This window comes from Bacteroidota bacterium, from assembly GCA_016720935.1.
In the GTDB taxonomy this organism is placed as follows: domain Bacteria; phylum Bacteroidota; class Bacteroidia; order AKYH767-A; family 2013-40CM-41-45; genus JADKJP01.
Genome location: JADKJP010000004.1, coordinates 14,824 through 40,617 on the forward strand (window position 1 = coordinate 14,824; position 25,794 = coordinate 40,617).

Sequence of the window (25,794 nt, forward strand, 5' to 3'; positions counted from 1 at the left end):
AACGATGTTACCAAAACCCCATTAATATAAGCCTCTATTTTCGAGGGTGATTTTACCAGTGCGAGATGCTGCCAGACACCGGCAGTCAGCTGAATTCCTGATGTGGATTGACCACATATATAAAAAAAAGTACATATTCGTGTTGCCGGGCCATTGCTGCAAAACCCAGTTCGCACCATACGCATGGTTGTTTTCAATAATATCCGTGAAGGGTAATTGGGTCGCACCTGGTTTTACCCACATCTCAATCGTGAAATTCTGGTAGTTAAACCAATTTCCAAACTCCGCATATTGATCCGTACCATTCAGCTGCAAACTATTTCCAACGGTGGACAAGGTTGCCATGCCTGGCGTGCAGGGTGTATAATCAGTGGAAAATATTTCCGGCGTCGGAATGGCCGCGGGATTCAGTCCCGGGTTATCCGCTACAACCAGATCGCTGGTCATACTGCAGCCAATGACATTAGTTACTGTCACAGAATACGAAGTCCCTACCTGACCGGTTATTGTTGAAGTTGTTTCTCCGGTTGACCATAAGTACGAACTGAAATAGTTAATGGGAGCCGTGGAGGGAATGTTGAATACCGGGTCGTTATACAAGAGTCCATTGTGCGCATTGGAAGATATATCATGAATGGACATTCCATCCATTTCGTCCATGCGGTAATACGCCTTCAAATGAACATTGGAGGCAGGAACGGAATAGTACATCTCATATAGTATTTCACTTTGAGCCCGTGGATAATCATACATCCTGACTTCATCATACAAACCATTCCAAAAACGATCGGATGAAGAAGTCAAACGCCCCAGGTGTAGCAAAGGGTTCGAATAATTAATTGTGAAATTTGCAGGAAGCGCATAATCAATCGCTATAGATCCATTGATGTACACCCTGATCTTACTTTGTGATTTTACAATTGCAAGATGTTGCCATGTATTCGCCGCCAGTTGAAAGCCCGGAGTGTTTTGACCGCTCAGATAGAAATAATAATTATTCGCAGTCGTTCCGCTTTGCTGTAATACCCAGTTCTGGTTGAGCCCATGATTATTATCAAGGATATCAGCATAAGGCATCTGCGTACTTCCCGGTTTTACCCACATCTCTATGGTAAAATTTTGGTAATTGAACCAGTTTCCCAGATTCGCAAACTGGCTGGAGCCATTTAATTGCAAACTGTTTCCAACAGTCGTTAAGGATACCTGGGAGTTGTTACATGGTGCGGTAAGTGCGGTAAACAGCACGGGAGCGGGGATTTGAGCCATATCTATTTCCATATCCATGGAAGCTGATGCCGTGCAACCATTTCCACTGCTCACGGTCACACTATATGTACCCGTCACAGGAGTAATGATGCTGTTCATAGTTTCTCCGGTTGACCAAAGAATATTCGTGTAGGAATTCACCGGAGCTGTACTTGGAAATTCCATTTGCGTAACGACGCTAAACATAAGGTGATGACCAAATGGACCATCGTCACCCTGAACACTGGTACTTGTAAAATCCATTTTGTAATAAGCACGCATATCCGAAACATTAGGGTCAACGGAAGAATACATTTCACTCAAAATCCGTCCCGAAGAAATCGCTCCTTCATACACCCTCAGTTCATCCACCGCTCCGTTCCAATAAGAATTCGTGTTGTTGACAGGATCCAATCCAAGGATGAACTGACTGTCGTGATTCGGGTAATGAAAAGAATAATTGGACGGAACAGTTCCTGAAACAATTAATGTTCCATCAACAAAAATAGAAAGATCAGAATTATTTTTTGTCAACGCGATATGCTGCCAGACATTGGGAGTGAGCACAAAGGTATCCAACGTGAGCCCATCTACATTTATGAAATAGGTGTTAGCAGGAAGGATCCCGGTAGTGTTCTGTTGCAAAGACCATTTCAAGCCGGTAGGAGAATAAACTGAAACCAATGTAGCCAGGTCGGACTGAACAGTTTCCGGCTTTACCCACATCTCAACAGTGAAGTTGGAGAAATCAAACCAGTTCCCTGAAGTTCCACTCTGACCCGGTCCATGAAGAATTAATGCGGCTCCCTTGACGGTCATGCGGCCCAGATCATCCCTACAGTCAACAACTGTTCTGTCTTGAGAAATAGAAACAATGGGATTTTCATTCACCATAGTCGTTAAAACGGAGCTCGTGCCCGAACATCCATCAGAATTTGTGACCACTACAGAATAGGTTCCTGTTGCACTTACACTCAGCATAGCTTCAGTTGAGCCTGTACTCCAGAGATACGAATAACCAGTTCCGGATGCTCCTATCAAACCTGAAGGAATGGATAAATACTGCGGGCCATTTTGTATGGTCCCATTGATGCCATTTGGCGTAGCATCGATGGCGGTCGTCCCGGTGCCCGAAGCAAAATTGTAATACATCAGCAGGCCGGAACTTGTGGGGGAAACGTTGTGATTGTAATTAGAAGATATTTCAGACGCGCTTCTTGCCACACTCCACACTCTGAACTCCGCCAGATCCACTTGAGCGTATTCTCCATTTCCGCCCCATCGGCCTCCCAGGTTCCAATGCGGATTTAATGGAGTTTGGTTACAAGGAGCGGAGAAGACCTGAATGCCATTTTGGTAAACTGAGAAGACATTGCCATTCCTGACATAGGCCATGTGCGTCCATGTATTCGGACTGGCGGAAGCTACCGTAGTCCATCCAAACCCAAACTGTCCGCCGTATACTTTGAAATCTGTACCACTGGTTGCTGTTTCAAAAGCATCATTGTCTTCTGAAGTAATTCGTTCATAACCCGCCTGAGAAAAAGTCCGTACCCAGTACTCAAGTGTAAAATCCTGGAGGGCCAAGAGTGGATTGGATGGGATCGCAACATAATCATTCACCCCATCGAATGAAAGAGCATTAGAATTGCTGTAATTCGTATATAGATTCACATTGCCTCCTGCGCAAAACGTGGTTGACCCGGAAGGTGTAATTACCGGAGCAGGCACGACACCATCTTCTACAGTAACGGAAGCTGATGCGGAGCAACCCGCAGAAGTCATCACCTCCAGCGTATAAACACCGGAAACGGAAACTGTAGTGGTCGAAGTCGTATCTCCGGTAGACCATGAATAGGATGCGTATTCAATCGGCGCGGTGGAAGGAACAGACCAGCTTCCACTTCCAAATTGCAAATATCCGTTATACCCGTTCCCCGACACGTCATTCACATGCTGAGAAGCAAAACTCTCTGCATTGTAATACACTTTTAAATCGCTGCTGCTATAAGGGACAGCTTTGTTATAATTAGAGCTGATATCATTCGCTGTTCTCACATATTTCCAGAGACGGAATTCATCCATACGGCCATGAAAAGCAGTAACGTTATCGCCGTTACCTATAGCCTGCGATACAAATGAACCACTTGAATAGGTTCCCGTACGGACTGTCGAACTCTCCATAACTCCATTGACATACATCTTCATTTCACCGGTACTGTTCGCATACGTCACTGCCACATGATACCATGTACCGGCAGACCAGTTATTACGAACGGAGAGTAAGGCGGTACGGTCCAGAAAATTATTTTGAATTTTAAAAATCAAATGTCCTCCAGGATAGTTTTGATTATCAAAATAAATTTGAGTACCCGCACCTGAATTTTCGCTCCTTTCATACAGATACATTGCTGTGGTATTCGAAGCATTGTAATCGGCATCCGGATTAAACCAAAATTCAATGGTATATGAATTTATATTCGCAACATCCGGCATTGAAACATAACCCATACCGGAAAATGACAATGCGTTCCCCCCGTCATAACTTGATCCCAAAATTACAGTAGAACCGGAGCAAATTTTACCCTGACCCACAGCACTTATTTGTACCGTTGTATTGTCAATCAGTCCATCGCAATCATCATCAACGCCGTTTCCGCAGATTTCTGTTGCACCCGGGTGAGCATACGGATTCGTATCATAACAGTCCGTGTTGTTAGTTACATACCCTGAAGGAGGGGAACAGGCCAATACCGATGACAGCGGATTTCCGTAACCGTCACCGTCGACATCAGCGTAATAGGTCTGGGCAGTACCAGCAGCCATTGTTGCCGTGACAACAGAAGAGGTTAGCACTTCAATCCCGGAGGTTGCTGTTACTGAATAATCACCTGCTTGAGAAATCAACAAACTGGGTGACGTTTCTCCTGTTATTGGGCTACCATTCAAAAGCCATTGAAATGAGACGCCAACTTCCGGGACAACTGAAAGTGTAATTGATAAACCCTGGCAAAGCGTAAAAGGTCCTGCAGGAGTGATGACCGGTACGGAAATACTATTTTCAATGTTCAGGGAATTTCTTTCAATAATGCTCCATCTGCCCGCATTGTCCTTCGCCCGGATATAAACAATGTGTGAACCCTTGGTCAAACCTGTCGTCGACAGATTCGTCGTAATGTTAAGATCAGAAGAAGCAGTAACAGGAATATCCATACCATTTCCAACTCCCGGATCATTGTCGTAATAATACTCGAGTGCCACCACCTGTTGCGAAGTGTTGTTTTCTCCCACGTAAAACAAACTTCGTTCGATAATGCTCCAGTGACCTGTCCCATCCTGCGTGCGTACATACAGGTTGTGAAATCCTCCGGCAAGGGAATTAGGAATGAGAATGCTAATATTTTGTTCGTAGGAAGTCGTCGGACTAACAGAAACAACATTCCCGTTTCCAGCAATTCCTACTCCGGGATCTGTATCAAAATAATATTGATAGGCGACAATTGGATTTCCAGAACTCGTTGTGCGAACATAAAACAAACTTCGCTCTGTGATACTCCATTGACCATTGACATTTCTCGTTCGCATGTAGAGGTTATGATACCCATCCGTAAGCGTACCAGGAACTGAGATGGTCAAGGGCTGATTAAACACAGAGGCCGGATTCATCGAAACGACACTCCCGTTTCCGGAAACGCCTACACCCGGATCAGTATCAAAATAATACTGGTACGTGTCCATGTCAATCGCAAGTCCGGGTGTTGTAACATAAAACAAACTTCTTTCCGCAATGCTCCAGCGTCCAGACTGGTCTTTGGCACGTACATATAGGTTATTAAATCCGGAAAGCGATCCCGGCACCGGAATGGAAAGCGTAGCTGAATAATTCCGCACAGGGCCTACATTGAGTATACTTCCATTGCCTGCCACACCCACTCCCGGATCCGTATTAAAATAATATTGAACAGCTGTAATCTGAGTGGAATTTTGCGCATAGCTGAATTGATACAATACACTTAAAATAATCAGCCAAATAAAGTATCTTGAATTCATGATGTGTAAAATTTAATAAGCCCTTGGAATCGTGCGGGTTTTGCCGGTTGGCGAACAGCTGCCTGGCTCTTTATCCTATCTTCTCCAAACGACGTTGAATATTTTTTCTCTCTTCGAATCAATTGTCTTTGGGATTGGTCGCATTGATCTGAATATCCAAGGTGCCACTTGGAGTAACATTCGGATTGGAAATAATCAGCGATCGAACAATCGGATTGATCAGCACTTCTCCGGATTCATTGAAATGCGTAGTACTCCCGTGCGGCCCAAGGTCACCGCCATCCAACCCTGCACCTCTTGCATGAGAAATTGGCAACAGATGGTAGTCATCAGTTGGTGAATACAAATTACCGGCAGTATAGTTTGCAAGTTTGGGATCTACATTATCAATATTATTCATGACAATATTATTAAACTGTTGCAAATTTGAACTGCTCGACAACCTTGAAATGTTGTTGTAAAAGACTACGAAATAACAAGAGGAACATGGGCTGGAGGAATTCATAAATATTGAATTCTTAAAAATGCCATGGTGCACTAAATTGATAAAACTATTCGGACTTAGAAAAAGACAATGATCTACAGTAAATGCATTGTCATTGTTACCCGAAATAGTGCCGTTAAAGACGCAACTAACTATTGATATGTTTTCTATCAATACTGAATTACCGGAACCGGGAAGTATAATATTTCCCAATGAGCTTTCAAATATTGAATTTATAAAAGAGAAAGACTGAACCTCAGCACCCAGCTGGCCATTTATTTGAAAACGGGCATGGAAGAAACAATTATAAAATGACACATTGCTGTAATGAGCGCCCGTTAGCGTATTCGTTTCTACGTTAGTTTCAAAAGCCAATCCATAAAATCTCGACCCGCTCGCGTTGGGTCCCAAATAAAATGAAAACGAGCCACGGCCTTTAACAATTGATCTTTTTGAAACTCCGTTTTGAGGGTTAATCCCAATTCCAATTACTACCAGTGATTTATTCCAGGGATCTAAATCTCCTCCAAACTCATAAGGTATATCTGTTCCTTCCAACAGCAAGGTATCACCGATTGATGCATCACTATATGCCTGAACAAGCGTTGAATCCTGCGAACCCATCATCGGGTGATTGCTCACCGTAATGACCCGACCAAACGAGCAAAAGGTGAAAAGCAGAAATAGAACAGATAGTGTAAGTAATTTATTCATTGGATTATTTTTTATTAATTAATATTTTCAGTTTAACTTTTCTGCTTATGTCGAATTTATAAATTGCTTCGTAAATCTCTACTTGGGATTTCTCAATCTTCCATTAAAAAAATACTCTTAATGATCATTCGGATTGGTTGCATGAATCTCAATATTCAGAGTTCCACCGGGAGCAATATTCGGAGTGCTGTTAATCAAGGAACGAACAATGGGATTGATCAGAACTTCTCCGGTTTCACTGAAGTTAGTAGCACTTCCGTGCGGGCCAATATCTACACCGCCTACCCCTGCTCCTTTGGCGGGCGAGGTGGGGTAAATGTGGTAGTCGTCAGTAGGAGAATATAAATTTCCAGGTGTATAGTTTACGAAATTGGGGTTGGTGTTGTCAAGGTTACTTATTAACTGACAACCTGAACAATTGCTTGTTAGATTTACGGCTAACCTGAAAATATTATGGGAAATTGTATTCACATGTCCGGCGAACGGATCTGAACTATTCATGAATATTGAATTCTCAATAGTAGAATTAACCAATAAAGTAGAAACACACCTGCCAGAAAATAAAAACAAGCAACTTTCAATGGACCAAGGATGATCCTCAGGATAAAGATTATAATCCACAATGCTTCCATTAACAATACAACTTATTAATGATATCGGACTTTGCGCATCAGATACAACCTGAATATCATCATCAGTACTTTCAAATACGGAATTGACAAATGAACAATTCGGGCCAGGACTTTGAAAAACAACGGGCTGCTTGAACAGGCAATTATAGAAAGATAAATTAGAACTATTCCTTCCATCAATTACTGTTTCAAAAACAATTCCATAAAACCGAGACCCCAAACCCGATATTTTAAATGTTCCACTCCAGGTGCCATGAATAATGGACTTTTTGTAGTTGTCCTTTTGTGAATTTATTCCAATCCCAATTACAGTAAGATTTTTGGTCCAATACTGTGAGCCGCTTCCATACTCATAGGGAATATCCGTTCCCTCCAAAAGCAAGGTATCGCCATCTGCAGCAGCAGTGTATGCTGCAAGCAAAGTGGAATATTGTGAACCTAGAGCAGAATGATTACTCACCGTCCGAACGGTTCCGAATGTGTGAAGTGCAGAACAAAGAAACAAGAATGACAGTGTATAGAATTTTTTCATGGCTCCTTTTAAGATGATTCAATTACCAATTATAGATAACGTTAGTAGTGAAAACACAGTTGCAATACAGTGAGCTCCCTACGGAACAATTATATAAATTATACTAACCAGACGATATTTCAAAAATCAGAATACTTCAATTCGAAATTTTATCCAGTTTAGTGTATTAAACAGTGGTTTAATTAGCTTACCCTATTTTCAAAAAATAAAACAATTTGCTTTACCAAAAATCCGGTCTTAAATGGAAGACCACTGTACAACTCAGCAATGACGGGCTATTCAGCTTATATTCGATACAATACAAATATATAATAATTCGAATATGTACAAAACAATAATGCTTGAAATTTCACTTAAATCAGTTCATTTCTGATTAATTACCCGGTTGAAGGGGTAAATCAAATTCTACAAGGGGAATATTTCAAGTTATCAATAGTAAATTCCCATTAAGCTTAAAAGCACTTGCTCTTTTAGTCCGACATTTAACACTAGATAAAATTCGGAAATGTCCTAAGCATTAAAACAGCCACCCATCAGAACCTGATCTCTACAACGTCAGAGAACAAGCCCTTTTGGTGGTTTTTAGGCGTTTTTCTTTAGTCCGGACCTTTAACTCCCTCCGATCAACATGTGTTCTTCCTGTATTCGACCCTACAAGCCGACTTCGCCTCAACTGCCCCGCTGCGAAGGATATGACCAAAACCGGTACGAAGATTTTCAAAAATCATTTCCTGCTGCTCAGGATATGTTTCCTGTTAAAAGTTTATTTCTATGATGGTTGCTACCGCTTCGAAGAATTTCTCAAAAATACCTTACCCATAATCTGTGCGAATTAAAAGTTTCTGAACTTTTATTTAATTGATTTTCGGATTGCCCTGAAGTGGTAATGCAAACCAAAAGAAGGTGAAATTGGGCCTTCCATTACATCGGTATGAAAAAATATGATTATGAACATTAAGAATACAACAATATGTAAAATCAAAAAATCAGGTAAATCTCAGTTCAGACGATGTCATCTGAACTCTGATCTACCTGATTTGAGGATTACGTTGAACGGGCGATCGCTCGTGCTTTTTACCTGAGTTTTGCTTTCCAGGTAAGTGAATAACATTCTTTGTCGACTGGGATTTGAATTTTATATACTATTAATTCAAGTCGATTCCGGTTTGAATCTCCTCATCACCCAATAAATCACACACACAACACCCACAAACCCAAAGATTGACAATAATTCATTCCGGCTTAGATTAGAAAATACATACAGGATAGCAACTATTGCAATACCCGGAATGAGTAAACCGGCGGGTGCTTTGAAAGGTTTTTCAGCGCCTTCCTCCTCCTTCTTACCACGAAGTTTTATTGTTGCCAGGACTACAGCGAGATAAATCAACAGCAGTGCTCCGCTTGCAAGTACAGCCAGTTGTTTGAATCCACCGGAAACAGCGAAAACAAATATCAGGACAGCAAAAGTGATGACCGCCAGATGCGGCGTGGCAAATTTTGGGTGTACTTTTCCTAAGTACTTTGGAAATAAACCGTCTTTTGATCCTGCAAATAATAGTCGGGGTGTTGCCAATACATCACCATTTACAGCACCTAAACCGGACAGAGAAGCCGCAAAGAGCATAATGGTTACACCGGTTGTTCCTGCAATCCTGCCTGCGATACCGGCAAGAGGAGTGTCTTTGTAAGTGCTCATTTCAGCACCCAAAACTCCCTGTGTAATGATTTGAATCAGGACATAAATACTGAACATAGCTAATCCACCCAGCAAAATACCTCGCGGGACAGTTCGCTTCGGATCCTTGATTTCGCCGCTAACACTAAGTGAAGATTCAAATCCGGCCAATGCAAAAAACAAAATGAGTGCGGTATCATTAAATGCTTTTAATGAAGGAAAATGTTCCATGTGCAGATTACTCATTTGTATATGTGTAAAACCAAAAAGTATTATGGCCAGCAAGGGTAATAGTTTTATTACCATCACCAGTTCTACAAACCGAACGCTATTCTTCGCATCACGAACGTTCACGAAAATCATCAGTCCAAGTAGAACTGCGAACAATAATGCACGCATGAGACTTCCGGTAAAAACAGGAAATAGAACCGATAAAGAATCCGCGACAATATTCATTAAAGCAGCGTCTGATAAGATACTCCATCCAAAAAAGAAAAGCCAGTTCACAATAAAACCCGCGAAGGGACCAAATGCATTTTCTACGTATGCATAAGAGCCGCCGGAAGTTTTAACACGACTTCCGATTTCCACATAACAAAACATGATAGCGGCGAACATGATTCCGCAAAGTACATATCCCAGAACAGAAGCGATTCCTAATTGTAATCCTATTAGTGCGGGAAGAGCATAAATTCCGGCACCAATGGAAAAGTTAATGACAGTCGCTGCCAAACCGGGCACACCAATGACACGTTTTAATCCTTCATTGCTACTATCGTGGGACATAAATTCAAATTATAAAATAAAAATCAACAAAGAGGCAATCAAAAACTCATCACAAAATTCATTTCAAAAATTCATTTCAAAAATTCACCTAGTATTCGGTGAAAATGATGCGTTCCCAATTCTTTGCTCGCGGAATATCTTCCCTGCGTATAAAACCTTGACCGAACACCTTTCTGAACATTCTCTACAATTTCTTCGTCTTCCAGCTCAACCTTATCGAGAGCAGAGCCGGCACCGGTATTCAATTTTGAAGCATCCCAAACGAAACTAAGGAAGGTAACTTTACTTTCATTTACACTCAAAGGACTTACAATATTGACCGACAGCCCCCAGGGATAAAAATTAAACATCATGTTCGGGAAGACCCAAAAATAATAAGCCGCGACATGCTTTCCGTATTCAGGTGAAGTTGGTGGCAAATCAAAACATCCTTCACCTTTGCGGGCCAATCCGATTTGCAAACTGGAATAGGGGAAAAACAGTTCAGTTGTATACCCTTCGTAGTCGATCAATGCATTCAAAGCAGGATGAACGTATGGAATGTGAAAACCTTCGAGGTAGTTTTCACAATACAAAGCCCAGTTCGCCTTTACATGAAATTCACGGGTAAGATCGGGGCGATAAACAAAATCATCGACTGGCATCCAGCTGACACGCTTCATCATGTCTGCAAAAAACACTTCAGGAGAAAATTTATTCTCCAGGGATGTAAACAACCATTTGCCCCATTGAAACAAAGGCAGAGTTGGCAAATCATCTTCTTTTGAAGGGAAATTTTTTACTTCAGAAAATTCCGGCATAGACTGAAGTTTTCCATCAAGGGAAAATGTCCGGCCATGGTATCTGCATCTCAACTTAGGAACTGAACATGATTTTTCTGTTACCAGATTAGCACGATGTGTACAAACATTCGAAAGCAAGTGAACTTTATCCTCCTTATCGCGTGTCAGAGCCAGTGGTTCATCCAGGTAGCCCGGCAACAGAATGAAGGGATGCACATCGTTCGGACGGTTAACCAGCTCGGTGCTGCCAACAAACTGCCAGGAAGGAGCAAATATATTCTCCCGGCAGCGAGAAAACACTTTCTTACTTGTGTAAACATCTGAATGGATCGTTTTGGCCCTGGTGATATCGGGATCCACATTGAAATCGTGCATAAAACTTGCTTGAGGAGGGCAATTTAAGAAAGAAAATGAAAGTGCTACTGTTCCATTCCTTCAGAATCAATAATTTTGAACTCATCAGAATAAATCTTCCCCTACACTTCTTTTGTACAGCAACATGTTCATGCCGAAGGAATGTGCGTTTGGATTATAAAAACGGAAAAAGAATGTCAACTTTTAGCACAAACTCAATGAATTCCGGATAATTGGTTCGTCCAAATGAATTGTCTACATTAGTATTAGGATCACGAAGTACAACCTCATTTTTTATATGAAAAAATTATTAATCACACTTGTCATTACTTTCCTATACGTATTACCATGTATGGCCCAATGGATACCACAAAATTCCGGTGGTAATGGATTTTTAACACAAGTTTTCTTTCCATCACAAGATACCGGCTATGTAGTAGATTGGAATATGCCGGATTCACTATTGAAAACGACTAATGGAGGAAATGATTGGAATAGAATACCGTCAATATTTCCAATCGTATTCTTCTATTTTACATCGTCTGATACAGGTTATGCGATAACAGCAAATCAAGAAATCATTCAGACCACAAATGGCGGTTTGAACTGGTCCGTCCAAAAACATTTTACAAACTTCACGTTTCTTGGCGCCATTTCCTTTTCAGATAAAAATACAGGCTACACATGTGGATTTCATACTACTGAGAATGACACCTTGTTTTTTATCAGAACTACAGATGGCGGGATTACCTGGAATGAAGTTTCCTGGGTCTATGATCCATTTATGGGAGCCCCACACTCTTCATGTATTTCGTTTCCAGGCAGAGATGTTGGATTTATTGTCGGCTACGATGGACTGAATATTTACAGAACATCTAACGGATGTTCCACTGTTCAACAGTTGTGTTTTGGTGGCCCTTTCACTTCCATTCACTTTCCAACAAGGGCTGTTGGATATGCCGGAGCATATCCTGACAAACTCTATAAAACAACAGATTATGGAAATTCATGGGGAATAATTAGTCTTCCCACAACCGATGAAATAATTCAAAGTATGTATTTCACTTCAAAAGACACCGGTTATATTTCTACATTTCAAAGTTCATTTTCTCCGGGAAAAATACTGCATACAACAGACGGAGGAAGCAGCTGGATTACACAAGATGCAGGTGCAACAATCTATTCAATTCATTTCGCTAATGATACGGTAGGTTATGCTGTTGGGGCTGGAGGAAGAATATTAAAATATACAGGACGGAGTGGTGGTGGCATCATATCACCTGAAATGCTCATTACCTATCCTAATCCAACAAAGGGAGAACTTTCCTTTCATATGAATAAATTCATTCAGAACGGTGAAATAAATATGTTTAATACCATCGGACAAAAAGTATTTTCCACATCGTTTACAGGAACTGAGCACACATTTACTCCCTTGTTAAATGCAGGGATGTACTTTTTACTAGTGAATGAGGGCGAGGATTCATGGTCAACAAAAGTTTTGATTGAGTAATGTCGATACCGGAAATAAAATCCAATTCACAAGAAATTCAAGATTAACTATAAAATACTTTTAGTTCGTCACTGAGCGGCAGACCTTCAGGTACCTGTCTAATTTTTTTAATCGATAAGAAAGCACCAAAACAATTTCCAAACCTATTCAACATGAAACAAATATGGATTTTTCTTATGCTATTCGGCACATTGTGTTCTTCCAAAGCAGAGCTCCCGTATAAAATACAAAAAGCACTTATCACTTCCGACAAATTAATTACTAAGTCAGCGCTTACAAAAGATGAAGCCATCACAGCAAACGCCTTAGTAGTATTTGTTATTGACGAACATAAAAATATCATTGATGTCACTATCAATACATTTGAATTGTACATCGTTGAAAAGGGTGATACGATAAAGCATCTTTGTAAAGGCAACCTGATTACCCCTGAAATTAAGAGTAGAATTGCCGCATTAAGTCCGGGGAGCCAATTGTATTTTGCAAATATTTTGGGGACGGAATCAAGGGATAATACGAATTTACAATGCGGGTATGTGATTTATGGAATTGAGTAAATTATAGTACTGTATAGAATCCGCTCATTCTTAGTTGAAAGGAAAAAGAAATGGATTTCGCTAAATCACTGTTATCCCATCTTTCATATTCAGCTTTCAAATGAATCCGGAATTTAGTCTCCGGCAAAAACTCTAATCAAACGATTTCTACAACAAGAAAATATTGATATCGACTTTCCAATCAATTTTAAGCATTTGCGGAGATTAACCCTCCTAATCACCGCATATTATACGGTGATTAATTTGACAATGCGGAGAATATGACTTATATTCGCCGTATATTTTGCGGAGATTAATATGTATATCTACGAACGAAAAGGCTGGCCCAACTTTCAATGGGATCAGCTAAAAATTGCAGAACACCTCGCCCCTATCCGGTATCGTGCGGGCAGATTGATTGGCAAAATGGAAAGCCTCGGTTTTTCATTACAGTCGGAAGCGGTTCTTCAAACGATGATTGTTGAAGCTCTAAAAACGAGCGAGATCGAAGGTGAATTTCTTGACAAGGAGCAGGTGCGTTCATCAATAGCAAGACAGTTGGGTATGGATGTATCCGGATTGATTGCAAGCGACAGAAATGTCGACGGGTTGGTAGAAATTTTAATTGATGCGACAAAGAATTATAAAAGCCGGCTGACTAAAGAGCGGCTTTTCTCCTGGCATGCAGCTCTATTCCCAACAGGAAGAAATGGATTGAAAAAAATACGTGTCGGGCAATGGCGTACAAACGACAAAGAACCAATGCAGGTTGTATCCGGTGCGGTTGGCCGTGAGAAAATACATTTTGAAGCACCTATCTCAAAAGATGTCCCGAAAGAAATGCTCCTTTTTCTGAAGTGGTTCAACACCGAAAATGAAACCGACCCGGTGATAAAAGCAGCGATAGCCCATCTATGGTTTTTAACCATCCATCCTTTTGAAGATGGCAATGGTCGTTTGGCAAGAACGATTGCCGACCTGCAACTCTCCCGGGCGGATGGAATTTCCCAACGATTCTATGGCATGTCGGCGCAAATTCGATTCGAGCGCAAATCCTATTACAATGCTCTTGAAAAAACACAGAAAGGCTCCCTGGACATTTCAGATTGGATTGAATGGTTTCTTCTTTGCTATGACAAATCATTGACATCTGCCGAGATAACTCTAGCAGGTGTGATCAGGAAAGCACGTTATTGGGAATTTCTTGGTACAAAAATTCTGAACGAACGACAGAAGCTCCTACTCAATAAACTACTTGACAAATTTGAAGGAAAATTAAATACTTCCAAATGGGCGAAAATTGCTAAATGTTCGCAGGATACAGCACTGCGCGATATACAGAATCTCGTTGAGCAAGGTGTTTTATTGAAAAACGAAAGTGGTGGCAGGAGTACGAGTTACCTATTGAAAGAGTTGGAGTAATAAACTCATTGCAGTAAACAGGATAACCAGATATAAAGCATAACATTCATACTGCTATAGGTTAGGAACATCTGATGCTCTGGCATCGGGAGTATTCATAATCAAGACCCAGAGTCAGAATTTCCGCTACCCTGGGAAGATCATTAAATTATAAATTTGCCTCTTAACTATAAATTCTCTTTATCCGGACTGATTAGAATATCCATAAAATAAAACGATGACATGAATTCGAAGACTCTCTGCTCTTTAATTATTCTCGCCTTCTCTTTCACCATGGTTTATGGGCAAAAGGTAACTTCCTTTACTGAAAAGAAAGACTACAAAATCGAAGAAAAAATTACAGTCGAATTTGAAGTGAAGGCGGAAGTTGATTCCAACACAAATCTAATTTGCAATGGATTTACAATTATAAAAGGACCATCCAAAAGCACTTCTTATTCAATCAACAACGGGAAGATTGAAAACAGTTATCGTCTCACATATATACTCAAAGCGAACCGTGTTGGTGAAATCTGGGTTCCCTCACCTTATTTTTACATAAAGGGAAAACCGGAGATGGGACCAATCATTGTTTTGAAAATTTCCGGCGAAAATCTGAGTGAGGAAGAATTAAAGAAACTTCAGATCGACAGTTTCCGTGAGAGTTTTGTAAAACCAAGTGGCACACTCCGTTATGTTGTTGGTGACAGTCTGGGCTATATAGAAGTATACAATGTGCCCAATTGGGATTTTGTGAGGGGATTGACAAAGGAAGAGGTCACTCAATTGAAGTTGAAGTAATTAAAAAAACTCTGACAAAACTATTCAATCAAGGAAAAGAAATCACTTAACAGATACTGAGAAATAACAATAATCCCTACTTTCGAGAAAGAAACTCAGAAGGATTATTCAAATTCTTCGTTTTACCGGGTACAGAATATTCTATGACCAAACAAACTTCATCGGAAAAACGATCGGTTAAAAACAAAACTGCATCTCATTCAAAAATCAATACCACTTATGAAAAATGGGGACTTGCACTCATTCTTTTTGTCACATTCCTAATTTATTCAGGTTCACTTTCAAACGGATTTTGCTGGGACGATTCACAGAATATCATTAGTAATCCGGAATTGAGAGAACACAGTGGGTCTTCATTTCTAAAATTAATATCAACGCCTTATGTGAATGCTTACACACCCATTTCGCAAGTAACATATTGGTTGAACTACCAGATCACTCAGCTGAACCCTGCTTCTTATCATTTTACAGATCTGTTATTACATTTAATCGCCATCATACTATTTTACAGATTTGTTCAGCTTTTGACAAAAGATCGGATGTCAGCATTTTTTGCTGCGGCAATTTTTGCAATTCACCCGATTCAGGTTGAAACTGTCGCCTGGGTTTCAGCACGCAGTACAACATTCAGTATAATTTTCATCTTGTTGACACTTACAATGTATGTCCGTTATCTACGGAGTACCGAAATTAAAATGATCTGGCTGGCGTTTGCCTGGTTTCTTTTAGCTTGCTTTTCCAAACAAAGTGCAATTGTTCTCCCGATGCTTCTTTTTGTCATTGATTTTTTCGAAAAGCGAAAACTCACAACCCGAACAATTCTGGAGAAAATACCCTTCTTTGTTGTGTCGATTATTTTTGCCTGGCTGACCTTTCATTTTCGCAGAGAAGATGCATCAATTGCGAATTTACAGGATGCATACAGTGCTGGTCAAAAAATACTGATCAGCATCTTCAGTGCCGGCTACTACGTATATAATTTTATTTTTCCTTTCCGCCTGACTCCTGCCTATGGTATACCAAACCTGGAACGTGATTCATTTCCCGGAGAAATATATCCGGCAATCATCACGCTTTTGCTTTTACTCTTTTTCGCGATCAAGCCAGGGCCATATCGACGCTATTTTCTTTTCGCTCTGGCGTTTTATTTGATATCACTCAGCCCTGTATTACAAATTATCCCATTTGGGAGAGACCTGGTTGCAGATCGTTACGCCTACATGCCAATGATTGGACTGTGTTTATTGGCGGGCGTTTTAATCAAAGAACTGATTCACACTTTCAGGAGTAAATTTACTACCCTAATCGTTCTTATCTTTTTGGTTCTTGCATATTTGAGTCATTCCATGACCGAAATCTGGAAAAACGATTTATCATTATTCGAATACGCGATTTCAAAACGTCCGGAAAACTTTTTTTCATACTATTTTCTGGGAAGTTATTATACTGATGCAGGAGATACAAAAAAAGCAATGGAATATTTTGATGTATCCTTGAAATTAAAACCTGATTACGCCGATACATATATTAACCGTGCCAAAGCAATCAGTCAAAGCGGCAATTTTGATCTTGCATTGGCAGATCTTGAAAAAGCAAGAATTTTATCCCCGGGAAATGCACTGGTTTATTATAGTCGAGGCACATTAAAAGGAATGAAAGGTGATTTTGCAGGAGCTCATCAGGATCTGGATTCAGCAATCATCCTGAAACCGGACTATGCAGATGCAATGTTTAACCGTGGAATGTCAAGTATGAGTTTAAAGGATACAACCTCTGCCTGCGCCGACTGGAAAAATGCATTTTCATTGGGAAGCAAACCTGCCGGGCAAATGCTACAAGAATATTGTCGTTAAGTTGCTCAGAGGTTCGCATATTTATTTGAATTTAATTCTGTGCATAATCGAATTCAACAGCACGAAGTCACTTTCCTGATGAAGATTCATTAAGATCCTTTGGATCAACAATTTTTTTTTCAAATCAAAATTTCCTACGAATTGTGTCCTTCACCCCTCTTCTACCTTGTCACGAACGCTTTCACTGCTTCCAGATAGGAACTAAATCCCATTGTTGTTTCAATGGTACTGTGTCCGGCAGATGGAATGCGATGAGCTTCTTTGTAAGATCCATTGTAGTTTGCAAATACGATAGCTCCATGCGTATCGATGTTCAGAAAATCATCGTCTTCTCCATGGATCCAGAAAAAAGGTTGAGAGACATATTTAATTTCTTCCGCATTGTTGATTTGCAAATCTGTAACGGTAGAACCCGGCAAAGCCAGTCCTGAACCATCCTGAACCATTGTTTCAGCATTGGCGAAGGGAGCTTCAAGCATAAGCTTAGATGCACTCATACTGCGCGGCTCAGCAGTAAGTTTGGTCGCAGGTGCACTGCCCATACTGAAGCCATAAATAACAAGACGGTTGTTGCTTAGTCCGTTTGATTTCAACCATTGCAAGGCCGCATCTACATCAGCATATAGTCCATCTTCGGTTGGTTTACCTTCAGACATTCCGAAGCCTCTGTAATCAATCATCATGACTCCAAACCGGTTTTTCCCTCCGGTATTGGCAAGCAGTTTGGCGCGTGGCCAGTAGAAATCCATGTGATCTCTGTTACCATGACAATACATGATAACAGTATCAGTAGCAATTCGTGCAATTTCACCAATATATACAGCGTAGATAGCGGTGCCCTGGGACTCATCCGGACCTTTGGAATTCAACGTGAAAAGATGAACAAGACTATCGGGAATAGCATAATCTGACGAAAGCGTAAAGTCTACCTCACCGGTATATTTATCCAGATCATAATGAGACAATTTATTTTGATTAAAAAGATTATCATCCAGACGCAGACAAGAAGTCAGTCCAATTACGAGGAAAAGGAGACTGAACTGCAATAATCTTCTCATTACATTTATTTTCATCCTAAATCTCATTTATACACTGTTTCATTTTTCCGAATTAAAACTTTCTGCTACACCCAATGTATACACCGAATGCTCCATTATTTTTCAATGGAGTCTGATATTCCACCACTAATTTCTCATTCGATAAATTCGGAGCAAGGATTTTCGTCTCGAGAAGAATATCCCATTTCTTTCCTGTGAAACAATGACCAACCACAGGAAAGAACAGCCAGTGATTTTTTTGCTTTTCATCCAAAGTCCTTTTAGAAGAAAGTTCAAACCAGTTGCCAAAACCGAGGTAAAAATAATTTTTGTGTTTTCCATACTCCCAAAAAGCGTTTACATCCAGTTGTGGGTACAATTTAAACGGAGCCTTCGGGCGGGCAATGATAGTGAAGACTGGTGTAACACTAACAGCCGGTATATACGCTTGCTGCTTCAGTACCTGTCGTGTTGCTCCAAGATCCAGCTGAACATTCCCGAAGAGTGCGGAAGTGATATTTACAGCGCCAAATGTTGTGAGAGCACTATCGATACCATATCCATAATTTGCGGTGAGAAATGGCATCGGAATGGTATTCTCTCCAAATTTAAAGAGCGGACCACCCAGAGAAACACCGACAGCCTGCTGCTTTGGTGCGAGTGGTTTTACATAGCGTTCAGGAGCGCAGGAAACAATAAACAGAGGGATTAGAAAAAACAGATATTTCTTCATTGCAGATTAGCCTCTACAAAAGTAGATGTTTTAAAATTCAGCAGTATTGACGGAAATCATTTAAGAGAAAGAAAATATTGAAAATTGCATGCAGCAACCTCTGATTCCCTGAAATTCCGGTTATACGAATCAGGCCCAAGTATTGGTGAATGACACCTGGGCTTAGGTCAATTTTCAGAAACCAAAACAACCTCTTTTGCACTTCTCCCTCTCAATATTTTTTTGTAATTATGAGTCCGAGTAAATACCCAAATTCAAATAAACAGGCCTGCTTATGAAGCAAACCAACAATCTTCAAATCATATTTTTCACTCTTCTATTTTTTTGATTTCAGGAAAACAAGTTTTTGCACAGCCGGCAAACGACGACCCATGCAATGCAATCTTTTATATCAATAGGTCCGGGACCTTTATATGCTACTACACAAGCTGATAATAATTTAGCTACTGTCAGTACAGGTATTCCAGATCCTTATTGTGGTGATCCAAACTATCAGGACATCTGGTATAGATTTCTTGTCCCTCCTTCAGGTGCATTTACCATTGATCTTGCACCGGGTACTGTAACGGATGCAGCGATGGCATTGTATTCAGGATTTTGTTCTTCGCTGGTACTTCTTGATTGTAACGATGATGGAAGCTATAACGGAGACATGCCTTTTATTAATGAAACAGGACTTACGCCAAACGACACAATATGGCTCAGGGTTTGGTCCGAAAGCCCTTCTCCAACAGGAACATTTTCAATATATACTGAAGTTTGCGGACTCAATCCACTTTTTCAACAGGATTGTGATGGAGGAATCGGAGTTTGCTCAATGGTTAACACGTATAGTACAGGATTCCAGGGAACAGGTTCTGTGACGAATGAGATCAATACAACTTTGAGTTGCTTAGGAAGCGGTGAAAAAAACTCAACCTGGTTCCAATTGAATACGCAAACAGCCGGTGATCTCAATTTTTTACTTCAGGCTTATGATTCTATTTCTGATTTTGATTTTGCTGTGTTCAATATTACCAATCACGGTTGTGATGAGATCTTTACGGATAGTAGTTTCATGTCAAGATGTAATTACTCAACATCCGTAGGAGGATCTACAGGAATCACCCCTTCAGGTAGTTCAACTGGAACATATTCTCCATCATTACCGGTCCTGGCCGGAGAAACCTTTGCAATTCTGGTAAACAATTTTTCTTTTGGTTCAACTTCAGGCTTCACCCTTGATTTCAGTGCTTCTACTGCCATTATTGATGCTCCACAAGTGAATGCCGGTTTTACTTACGTTGCCTCCGGTTCAACAGTAGAATTTACAAATACTTCACAACACGGCGGTCCATGTACCTGGGATTTCGGAGATGGTGTAATCGACCAAAGTGGCATTTCCAATCCAAGGCACACCTACCCAATTGACGGGACGTACAATGTTTGTATGATCGCCTGCAACGGCTGTTCATCGGATACAGTTTGTCAAACCATCACTATTTCAGTTGGAATTTCTCCCATACAAAATCAGGAGTTTAGTATTTTTCCTAACCCGGCATCAGATAAAGCGACCATTCATTCAAATCATTTCACAGAACAATATACATTTCAACTAACAGATGCATCAGGCAGAATCGTTCTATCACGTCAGATTACCAGTGGCAATCAGGAAATCGCTCTGAATTCCATTTCACAGGGATTATATTTCTATCAGTGCATCGATGATAAAAACATGAAATGTGCATCAGGTAAAATGGTAGTCCTGAAGCAATAATTCCGTTCTTGCTGAAACAAAAACACTCAGGACATTATTTTTAACAATTAAATTTTTCGGAAATGAATAAAATCTACATCAAAGTCTTTTTCATGCTGGCAATAGTCCTGTCGCTGATGAGTCTGGCTATTCCTGTTTTACCGCCTGTTCCCTATGACTATGTGAACCTTAACTTACCCGCTCATTTTACAAATCCCAATTTTGATATTACTTTTTGGGACAATACTCCGGCAAACAATCCACTTACTGATGACGGCGCGACATTGGGAAGGGTATTGTTTTATGACAAAGTATTAAGTCAGAACGATTCAATTTCCTGTGGATCCTGTCACAAACAGGAATTTTCATTCTCTGATAGTTCCATGCGCAGTCAGGGTTTTCATGGCGGTTTGACCAGGAGGAATACCATGACTATTACCAATGCACGTTGGCATTTTGGGGGAGAAATGTTCTGGGACCACAGAGCCTCTTCCATGGAAGTCGCGGTACTGATGCCCATTCAGGATTCAGTTGAAATGGGATTATCCCTGACACAATTGGTACAGAAGGTAGAACAACAACCATACTATGCTGCTTTGTTCACCAATGCTTTTGGAGATTCATCTGTCACAACATCACGCATCGCGATGGCATTATCACAGTTCATTCGCAGCATTGTGAGCCATACCAGTCAATACGACATTGGAAGGGCACAAGTGAATGTACGGGAAGATCCTTTTCCGAATTTCAGCAACTCTGAAAATCAAGGGAAAGCCATTTTCTTCAACACGCAGCTGAATGGTGGTGGAGATTGTTCAATTTGTCACACCGCGGAAGCCTTTGTAAACACTCCGGCAGCTGTCACCTGCAATGGCCTGGACCTGGTCTCCACAACTGATTTAGGCCTCTATGAAACAACAGGCATGCAATCTGATATTGGAAGATTTAAAGTTCCTAGTCTGCGTAATATCGAACTGACAGCTCCTTACATGCATGATGGACGATTTGCCAGCCTTGAGGAAGTCGTCGATTTTTACAGTACAGGAATTCAGCTCCACATGAATTTAGCTCCCGGTTTAATTGACACCATCGGAGGTACGCCTGTAGCAAGACAATTCAATTTTTTCTCAAACCCAGAAAAACGACCTTGTCAATTTTCTGATAACCCTAACCGATCACACCATGACTACCGAAATCAAATGGAGCGATCCCTTTTCAATATCACCTACTGAACTAAATCCTGAGTTTTCCAGCCCGGAAATTTCACTCTTCCCGAATCCCGCGAACAACTATGCTTATATTTATCCTGACAAAGTTTTCCAGGATAAGATAGTCGATCTGGAAATACTTAATTCATCCGGCGCAAGAATTTATTTTCAAAAAATATTTTTCAATGGAAAATATCGGATGGATATTTCTACTTATGATCCGGGAATTTATTTTATAAATCTTAGCTTGGGTGGCAGAAGCAAGACATTAAAACTGGTGAAGACTTTATAAGTGAAGCAAAAAACGAATCACTTATGATTGAAATTTATAACACTTGATAAACACATAAATCAATCCGGCACGAATAATTTGTTGATCGCCCGGAATCGATGCTAATAAGAAAACACACATGCACGACATTCAAATTTCATTATTAAAGTTTGAATTCAATGTTGCGGCTATGAAATGTCCATCTTCAAGAGCATCTTTCAAAACAAAAATTGAACAAGCCTGAGGCTAAAAAATATTTGCGTAATTTGATTCTTTGCAAAACTTTCTTTTATCCGAATTGTTCAGATTTGGGAATCCGTCAAAATCCTTCCTATGAAAACTCTTATATTCTCTTGTATTGTTCTTATTTCCGCCCTCACAAGCAGCGCATTTTCAAATCCTGAACTCTTCGGGATCGTCCGTCAAAACTATTATTCAACATTTATTGACCCCATTGATTCTACAATTATCTATCAGCAATTGGATTCTACCACTATTCGATTGGGAAATGCCGATCCTGTTCTTGGGTTTGTAAATAACATTGGTAATTACACTTACAATGATGCGGTAAATTTAACCGGTGCAGCTCTGAATCCTTATGAAAATACTTACATTTTTATGGGAGCCACAAATATGAATACGCTTGATTTAAACACTGGTCAGCTGATCAATCAGGTTCCTCTCAACAATCCAATCGCCGCCAGCTATTTCGACAACTTCAGATTTAACAATGCGGATAGCACCATGTATGGTCTTGCAAGAAGAAACTATTATGATTCGATTACCATGAACTATGTGGGTGAAGTATTTCTGGCGAGCGCCAATACAAACACCGGATTAATCACTCAGATTTCTTCTAACTCTGTTTCTCAGGGTTATGCATTAGCGGGCAGCGCGATTGACCCTTATCAGATGGTATATTATTTTTCAACCGGCTCAAACCTTTTAGGGCTCGACATTTACAATGGATCAATCTATAGCAATGTTCCATTCCAGATTAGCGATGGACAATATTTCGACAATTTCACATACAGCTGTGCGGATACAGCCCTCTATGGTTTGATTCGTAAATTGTATTATTCCTATTATGTGGATTCTCTATTTCCGGGTGACACTTTACAGTTCCTGGATTCAGTTGACATTAAACTCGGAAAGGTGGATCCGAATACAGGAATTGTCACAACGGTATCGCCGGTGAAAGTTACAGATGGAGGGTATTCATTGAATGCCGGTTCTGCTATAGATCCAAATTCAATGACATACTTTTTTAGCACGGGGAGTTCTATCATTGGTGTTTCTCTGATCACCGGATTAGTAACAAGCAATTCACCATTTACATTCGCGGCAGGAGAATACTTTGACCTGATGCGAAATTTCGAAAACTGTGCTTCTGCAAGTGCAATACGATCCAATCCTACCACACTTGGTATTCAGGGTATCGATCAAAATGATCTTGTCACCTTGTATCCAAATCCTTCTGAAAATAATTTATTTCTGAAAAGCAAAGCAACTATCCGTGGAATTGAAATTAAATCAGTTGAAGGCAAAATGATTAAATACATTTCTGTTGCTGATCAGAAGAATTCAATAAATATTCAGGATCTAATTCCAGGCATTTATTTTCTCAATCTGGAATTTGCAGATAACTCAATTGTGATAAAAAAAATCGTAAAGCAATAAACACGGGGTAGAAAATCAAAAAAGTCAGGGTTAAGTAGATAAGGAAATATTATTAGGGTTTTATCAGCATCCGGATGATTAACCTCATCTTTCAATCATCATTTCGCAATAGCGATTTTAAAAGGGGAAACAGTTCCAACCTTTACAATATAAATTCCTTTTGAGTAATTAAGAAACAGATCCGGACCAGAAATCTTACCGGTCTCCAGTAATTTCCCGTTGATATCAAAGACGGTGATTTCCAAATCCCGGATCTGACCAATATCTTTAAAGTACAATCTGTTCGAACCGGAATCAAAGAAGTATTTAACAGCCATTCCATTGTTTTCACGTACAGAAAGCAAATATGAACTTTCAATCGCGCCTAAGTCCACTACTCCCTGTTGAATCCTGGAATTACCGGAATAGTCAAAAAGGAAAGATGTAACAAATAGATTATCTCCCCGGTTCACAGCAGGTGAATTGCTTTGAAGAGAATAATCGAACGCTGAGCCATCAAAAGGAGCAGAAGCCAAATCAGAAGGATTGACAAACAATGGATCCAAATTATAAATATTGATCCCGGAAGCATATCCGTTTTCAATAATACAATTCACTACATTATTTCCTGAATTAACCTGTGCGTTTACATCTGACATACTATTTCCATACATTATACAATTGAAAATATTTGCAGAAGAATTTGATTTGTATATAGCCTCATCAGCTATGGCGAAAGATGTACTATTTCTATTATGACAAATAGTAACATTCACCAAATTAGTAGAATTCGACTGGATGGAATAGGAACTGATTACGCTAGCGCTATAATTATTTTGCACCAAATTCCCAACAATAAGAGAATTACTTATTGTGAAATCATTCGCATCACTCACCTGGATAATACTTCCGGACGTGGCAGTATTATTTGAAATCAAACATCTGTCAAGTTTTAGTGTATAACCATCAAATTGGATAGCACCACCGCTGCGGGATGTATTACCAATCAGCTTAGAATTATTCAAAGTAATATTTGAATTGGACACATTCGCTGAATAGATCGCGCCTCCACCATAATTGTAAGAAGAATTATAATAAAACTCGCAGTTGTTGAACGTGATGTTTGTTTCATCAATTGAAACAGCTCCTCCTTTATAATAGGAATAATTATTATAAAACACACAATTGTCAATTTCAATATCTCCTCCGGAATTATTATAGATATAGGCACCGGCACCCTCCCCCGATGATGAACCATCAAAACCGGAAACTATTTTAAATCCATCCAAAATAAAATTAGTAGCGATGTTCTGAATTTTAATGATCTTTTGGTATTGTCCGAATTGTCCCCCGGAGCACCTATATCTCCGGATAAGAATGTTGGAAATAAAGTAATATCCCGTTGAGTTATACTAGTTTCAATTCCTGAAAAACTCCCATACACGTTTACCCCATTTTTCATTACAAATGAAATATCCCGGTCGTTCGTATCAGAAGTGAAATAAGTACCTGCTGCAACCCAGATTTCGTCATTGTAAATTGCGACACTCAAAGCTGATTGTAAATTCGTAAAAGCATCTGTCCAGGACAAACCATTGTTTGTTCCAAAAGCATTCACATTTACATAATAGCGTGTTGCATAGGACTGAAACGACAAAAAACAAGCAATACAATCGCAGATCTCACTTTCATTTTGATGATTTTATTGATTCGGAAACTAATGAATGAGTTCATTTGACAATATGTCTTACAAAACAAACCAAACATCATTTACAAAAATATGAAAATTC

Annotated in this window: 18 protein-coding genes; 9 read left to right on the forward strand and 9 right to left on the reverse strand. The window is 40.0% G+C overall.

Translation table 11 applies throughout. The features are described from left to right. Nucleotides 1-21: 21 nt before the first annotated feature. The 5 genes from IPP86_04330 to IPP86_04350 form a co-directional block, all read right to left on the reverse strand. Nucleotides 22-5,295, reverse strand: a complete 5,274-nt coding sequence (locus tag IPP86_04330) for a hypothetical protein (GenBank protein ID MBL0137742.1) — start codon at nucleotides 5,293-5,295, stop codon at nucleotides 22-24. Between the two features lie 118 nt (nucleotides 5,296-5,413). Further along, nucleotides 5,414-6,493 (reverse strand): hypothetical protein, encoded by a 1,080-nt coding sequence (locus tag IPP86_04335; protein MBL0137743.1) that lies wholly within the window; start codon nucleotides 6,491-6,493, stop codon nucleotides 5,414-5,416. Nucleotides 6,494-6,610: 117 nt separating this feature from the next. Next, nucleotides 6,611-7,657 (reverse strand): hypothetical protein, encoded by a 1,047-nt coding sequence (locus IPP86_04340; GenBank protein MBL0137744.1) that lies wholly within the window; start codon nucleotides 7,655-7,657, stop codon nucleotides 6,611-6,613. Between the two features lie 1,150 nt (nucleotides 7,658-8,807). After that, the gene (locus tag IPP86_04345; protein MBL0137745.1) at nucleotides 8,808-10,121 is read right to left on the reverse strand and encodes an APC family permease; all 1,314 of its coding nucleotides are present in this window, start codon (nucleotides 10,119-10,121) and stop codon (nucleotides 8,808-8,810) included. Between the two features lie 71 nt (nucleotides 10,122-10,192). Continuing rightward, nucleotides 10,193-11,278: an aromatic ring-hydroxylating dioxygenase subunit alpha gene (locus tag IPP86_04350; GenBank protein ID MBL0137746.1), complete on the reverse strand. Its 1,086-nt coding sequence runs from the start codon at nucleotides 11,276-11,278 to the stop codon at nucleotides 10,193-10,195. Between the two features lie 277 nt (nucleotides 11,279-11,555). On the opposite strand from IPP86_04350, the gene IPP86_04355 reads away from it, so the two are divergent. The 5 genes from IPP86_04355 (at nucleotide 11,556) to IPP86_04375 (ending at nucleotide 17,361) form a co-directional block, all read left to right on the forward strand. Then, on the forward strand, nucleotides 11,556-12,770 hold the full coding sequence (locus IPP86_04355) for a T9SS type A sorting domain-containing protein (protein ID MBL0137747.1): 1,215 nt from the start codon (nucleotides 11,556-11,558) through the stop codon (nucleotides 12,768-12,770). A gap of 152 nt (nucleotides 12,771-12,922) precedes the next feature. Continuing rightward, nucleotides 12,923-13,327, forward strand: a complete 405-nt coding sequence (locus tag IPP86_04360) for a hypothetical protein (protein ID MBL0137748.1) — start codon at nucleotides 12,923-12,925, stop codon at nucleotides 13,325-13,327. Between the two features lie 297 nt (nucleotides 13,328-13,624). Beyond that, nucleotides 13,625-14,728 carry a Fic family protein gene (locus IPP86_04365; GenBank protein MBL0137749.1) on the forward strand — a complete coding sequence of 368 codons (1,104 nt, stop codon included), beginning with the start codon at nucleotides 13,625-13,627 and terminating at the stop codon, nucleotides 14,726-14,728. A 222-nt stretch (nucleotides 14,729-14,950) separates the two neighbouring features. Next, nucleotides 14,951-15,508: a BatD family protein gene (locus IPP86_04370; protein MBL0137750.1), complete on the forward strand. Its 558-nt coding sequence runs from the start codon at nucleotides 14,951-14,953 to the stop codon at nucleotides 15,506-15,508. 143 nt (nucleotides 15,509-15,651) lie between these two features. Further along, entirely contained in the window at nucleotides 15,652-17,361 is a 1,710-nt protein-coding gene (locus IPP86_04375; GenBank protein MBL0137751.1) for a glycosyltransferase family 39 protein, read from the forward strand. 161 nt (nucleotides 17,362-17,522) lie between these two features. On the opposite strand, the gene IPP86_04380 is transcribed toward IPP86_04375, so the two are convergent. Further along, nucleotides 17,523-18,419 (reverse strand): alpha/beta fold hydrolase, encoded by an 897-nt coding sequence (locus IPP86_04380; protein MBL0137752.1) that lies wholly within the window; start codon nucleotides 18,417-18,419, stop codon nucleotides 17,523-17,525. 52 nt (nucleotides 18,420-18,471) lie between these two features. After that, nucleotides 18,472-19,131, reverse strand: coding sequence for a hypothetical protein (locus IPP86_04385; GenBank protein MBL0137753.1), 660 nt, complete (start codon nucleotides 19,129-19,131; stop codon nucleotides 18,472-18,474). Nucleotides 19,132-19,507: 376 nt separating this feature from the next. Between IPP86_04385 and IPP86_04390 the strand changes: the two genes are divergently transcribed. The 4 genes from IPP86_04390 to IPP86_04405 all read left to right on the forward strand — a co-directional run bounded on the left by IPP86_04390 (nucleotide 19,508) and on the right by IPP86_04405 (nucleotide 24,025). After that, on the forward strand, nucleotides 19,508-20,887 hold the full coding sequence (locus tag IPP86_04390; GenBank protein MBL0137754.1) for a T9SS type A sorting domain-containing protein: 1,380 nt from the start codon (nucleotides 19,508-19,510) through the stop codon (nucleotides 20,885-20,887). 62 nt (nucleotides 20,888-20,949) lie between these two features. Beyond that, nucleotides 20,950-22,098: a cytochrome-c peroxidase gene (locus IPP86_04395; protein MBL0137755.1), complete on the forward strand. Its 1,149-nt coding sequence runs from the start codon at nucleotides 20,950-20,952 to the stop codon at nucleotides 22,096-22,098. After that, nucleotides 22,049-22,366, forward strand: a complete 318-nt coding sequence (locus tag IPP86_04400) for a T9SS type A sorting domain-containing protein (GenBank protein MBL0137756.1) — start codon at nucleotides 22,049-22,051, stop codon at nucleotides 22,364-22,366. The genes IPP86_04395 and IPP86_04400 overlap by 50 nt, the downstream gene beginning before the upstream one ends. A gap of 312 nt (nucleotides 22,367-22,678) precedes the next feature. Further along, on the forward strand, nucleotides 22,679-24,025 hold the full coding sequence (locus IPP86_04405) for a T9SS type A sorting domain-containing protein (protein ID MBL0137757.1): 1,347 nt from the start codon (nucleotides 22,679-22,681) through the stop codon (nucleotides 24,023-24,025). A 98-nt stretch (nucleotides 24,026-24,123) separates the two neighbouring features. Here the strand turns inward: IPP86_04405 and IPP86_04410 are convergent, their stop codons facing one another. Both IPP86_04410 and IPP86_04415 read right to left on the reverse strand, forming a co-directional pair. After that, complete coding sequence (locus tag IPP86_04410) at nucleotides 24,124-25,293, reverse strand: hypothetical protein (protein ID MBL0137758.1); 1,170 nt, start codon at nucleotides 25,291-25,293, stop codon at nucleotides 24,124-24,126. Continuing rightward, nucleotides 25,275-25,661, reverse strand: a complete 387-nt coding sequence (locus IPP86_04415; protein ID MBL0137759.1) for a hypothetical protein — start codon at nucleotides 25,659-25,661, stop codon at nucleotides 25,275-25,277. Before IPP86_04415 ends, IPP86_04410 begins: the two co-directional genes overlap by 19 nt. Nucleotides 25,662-25,794 lie beyond the last annotated feature (133 nt).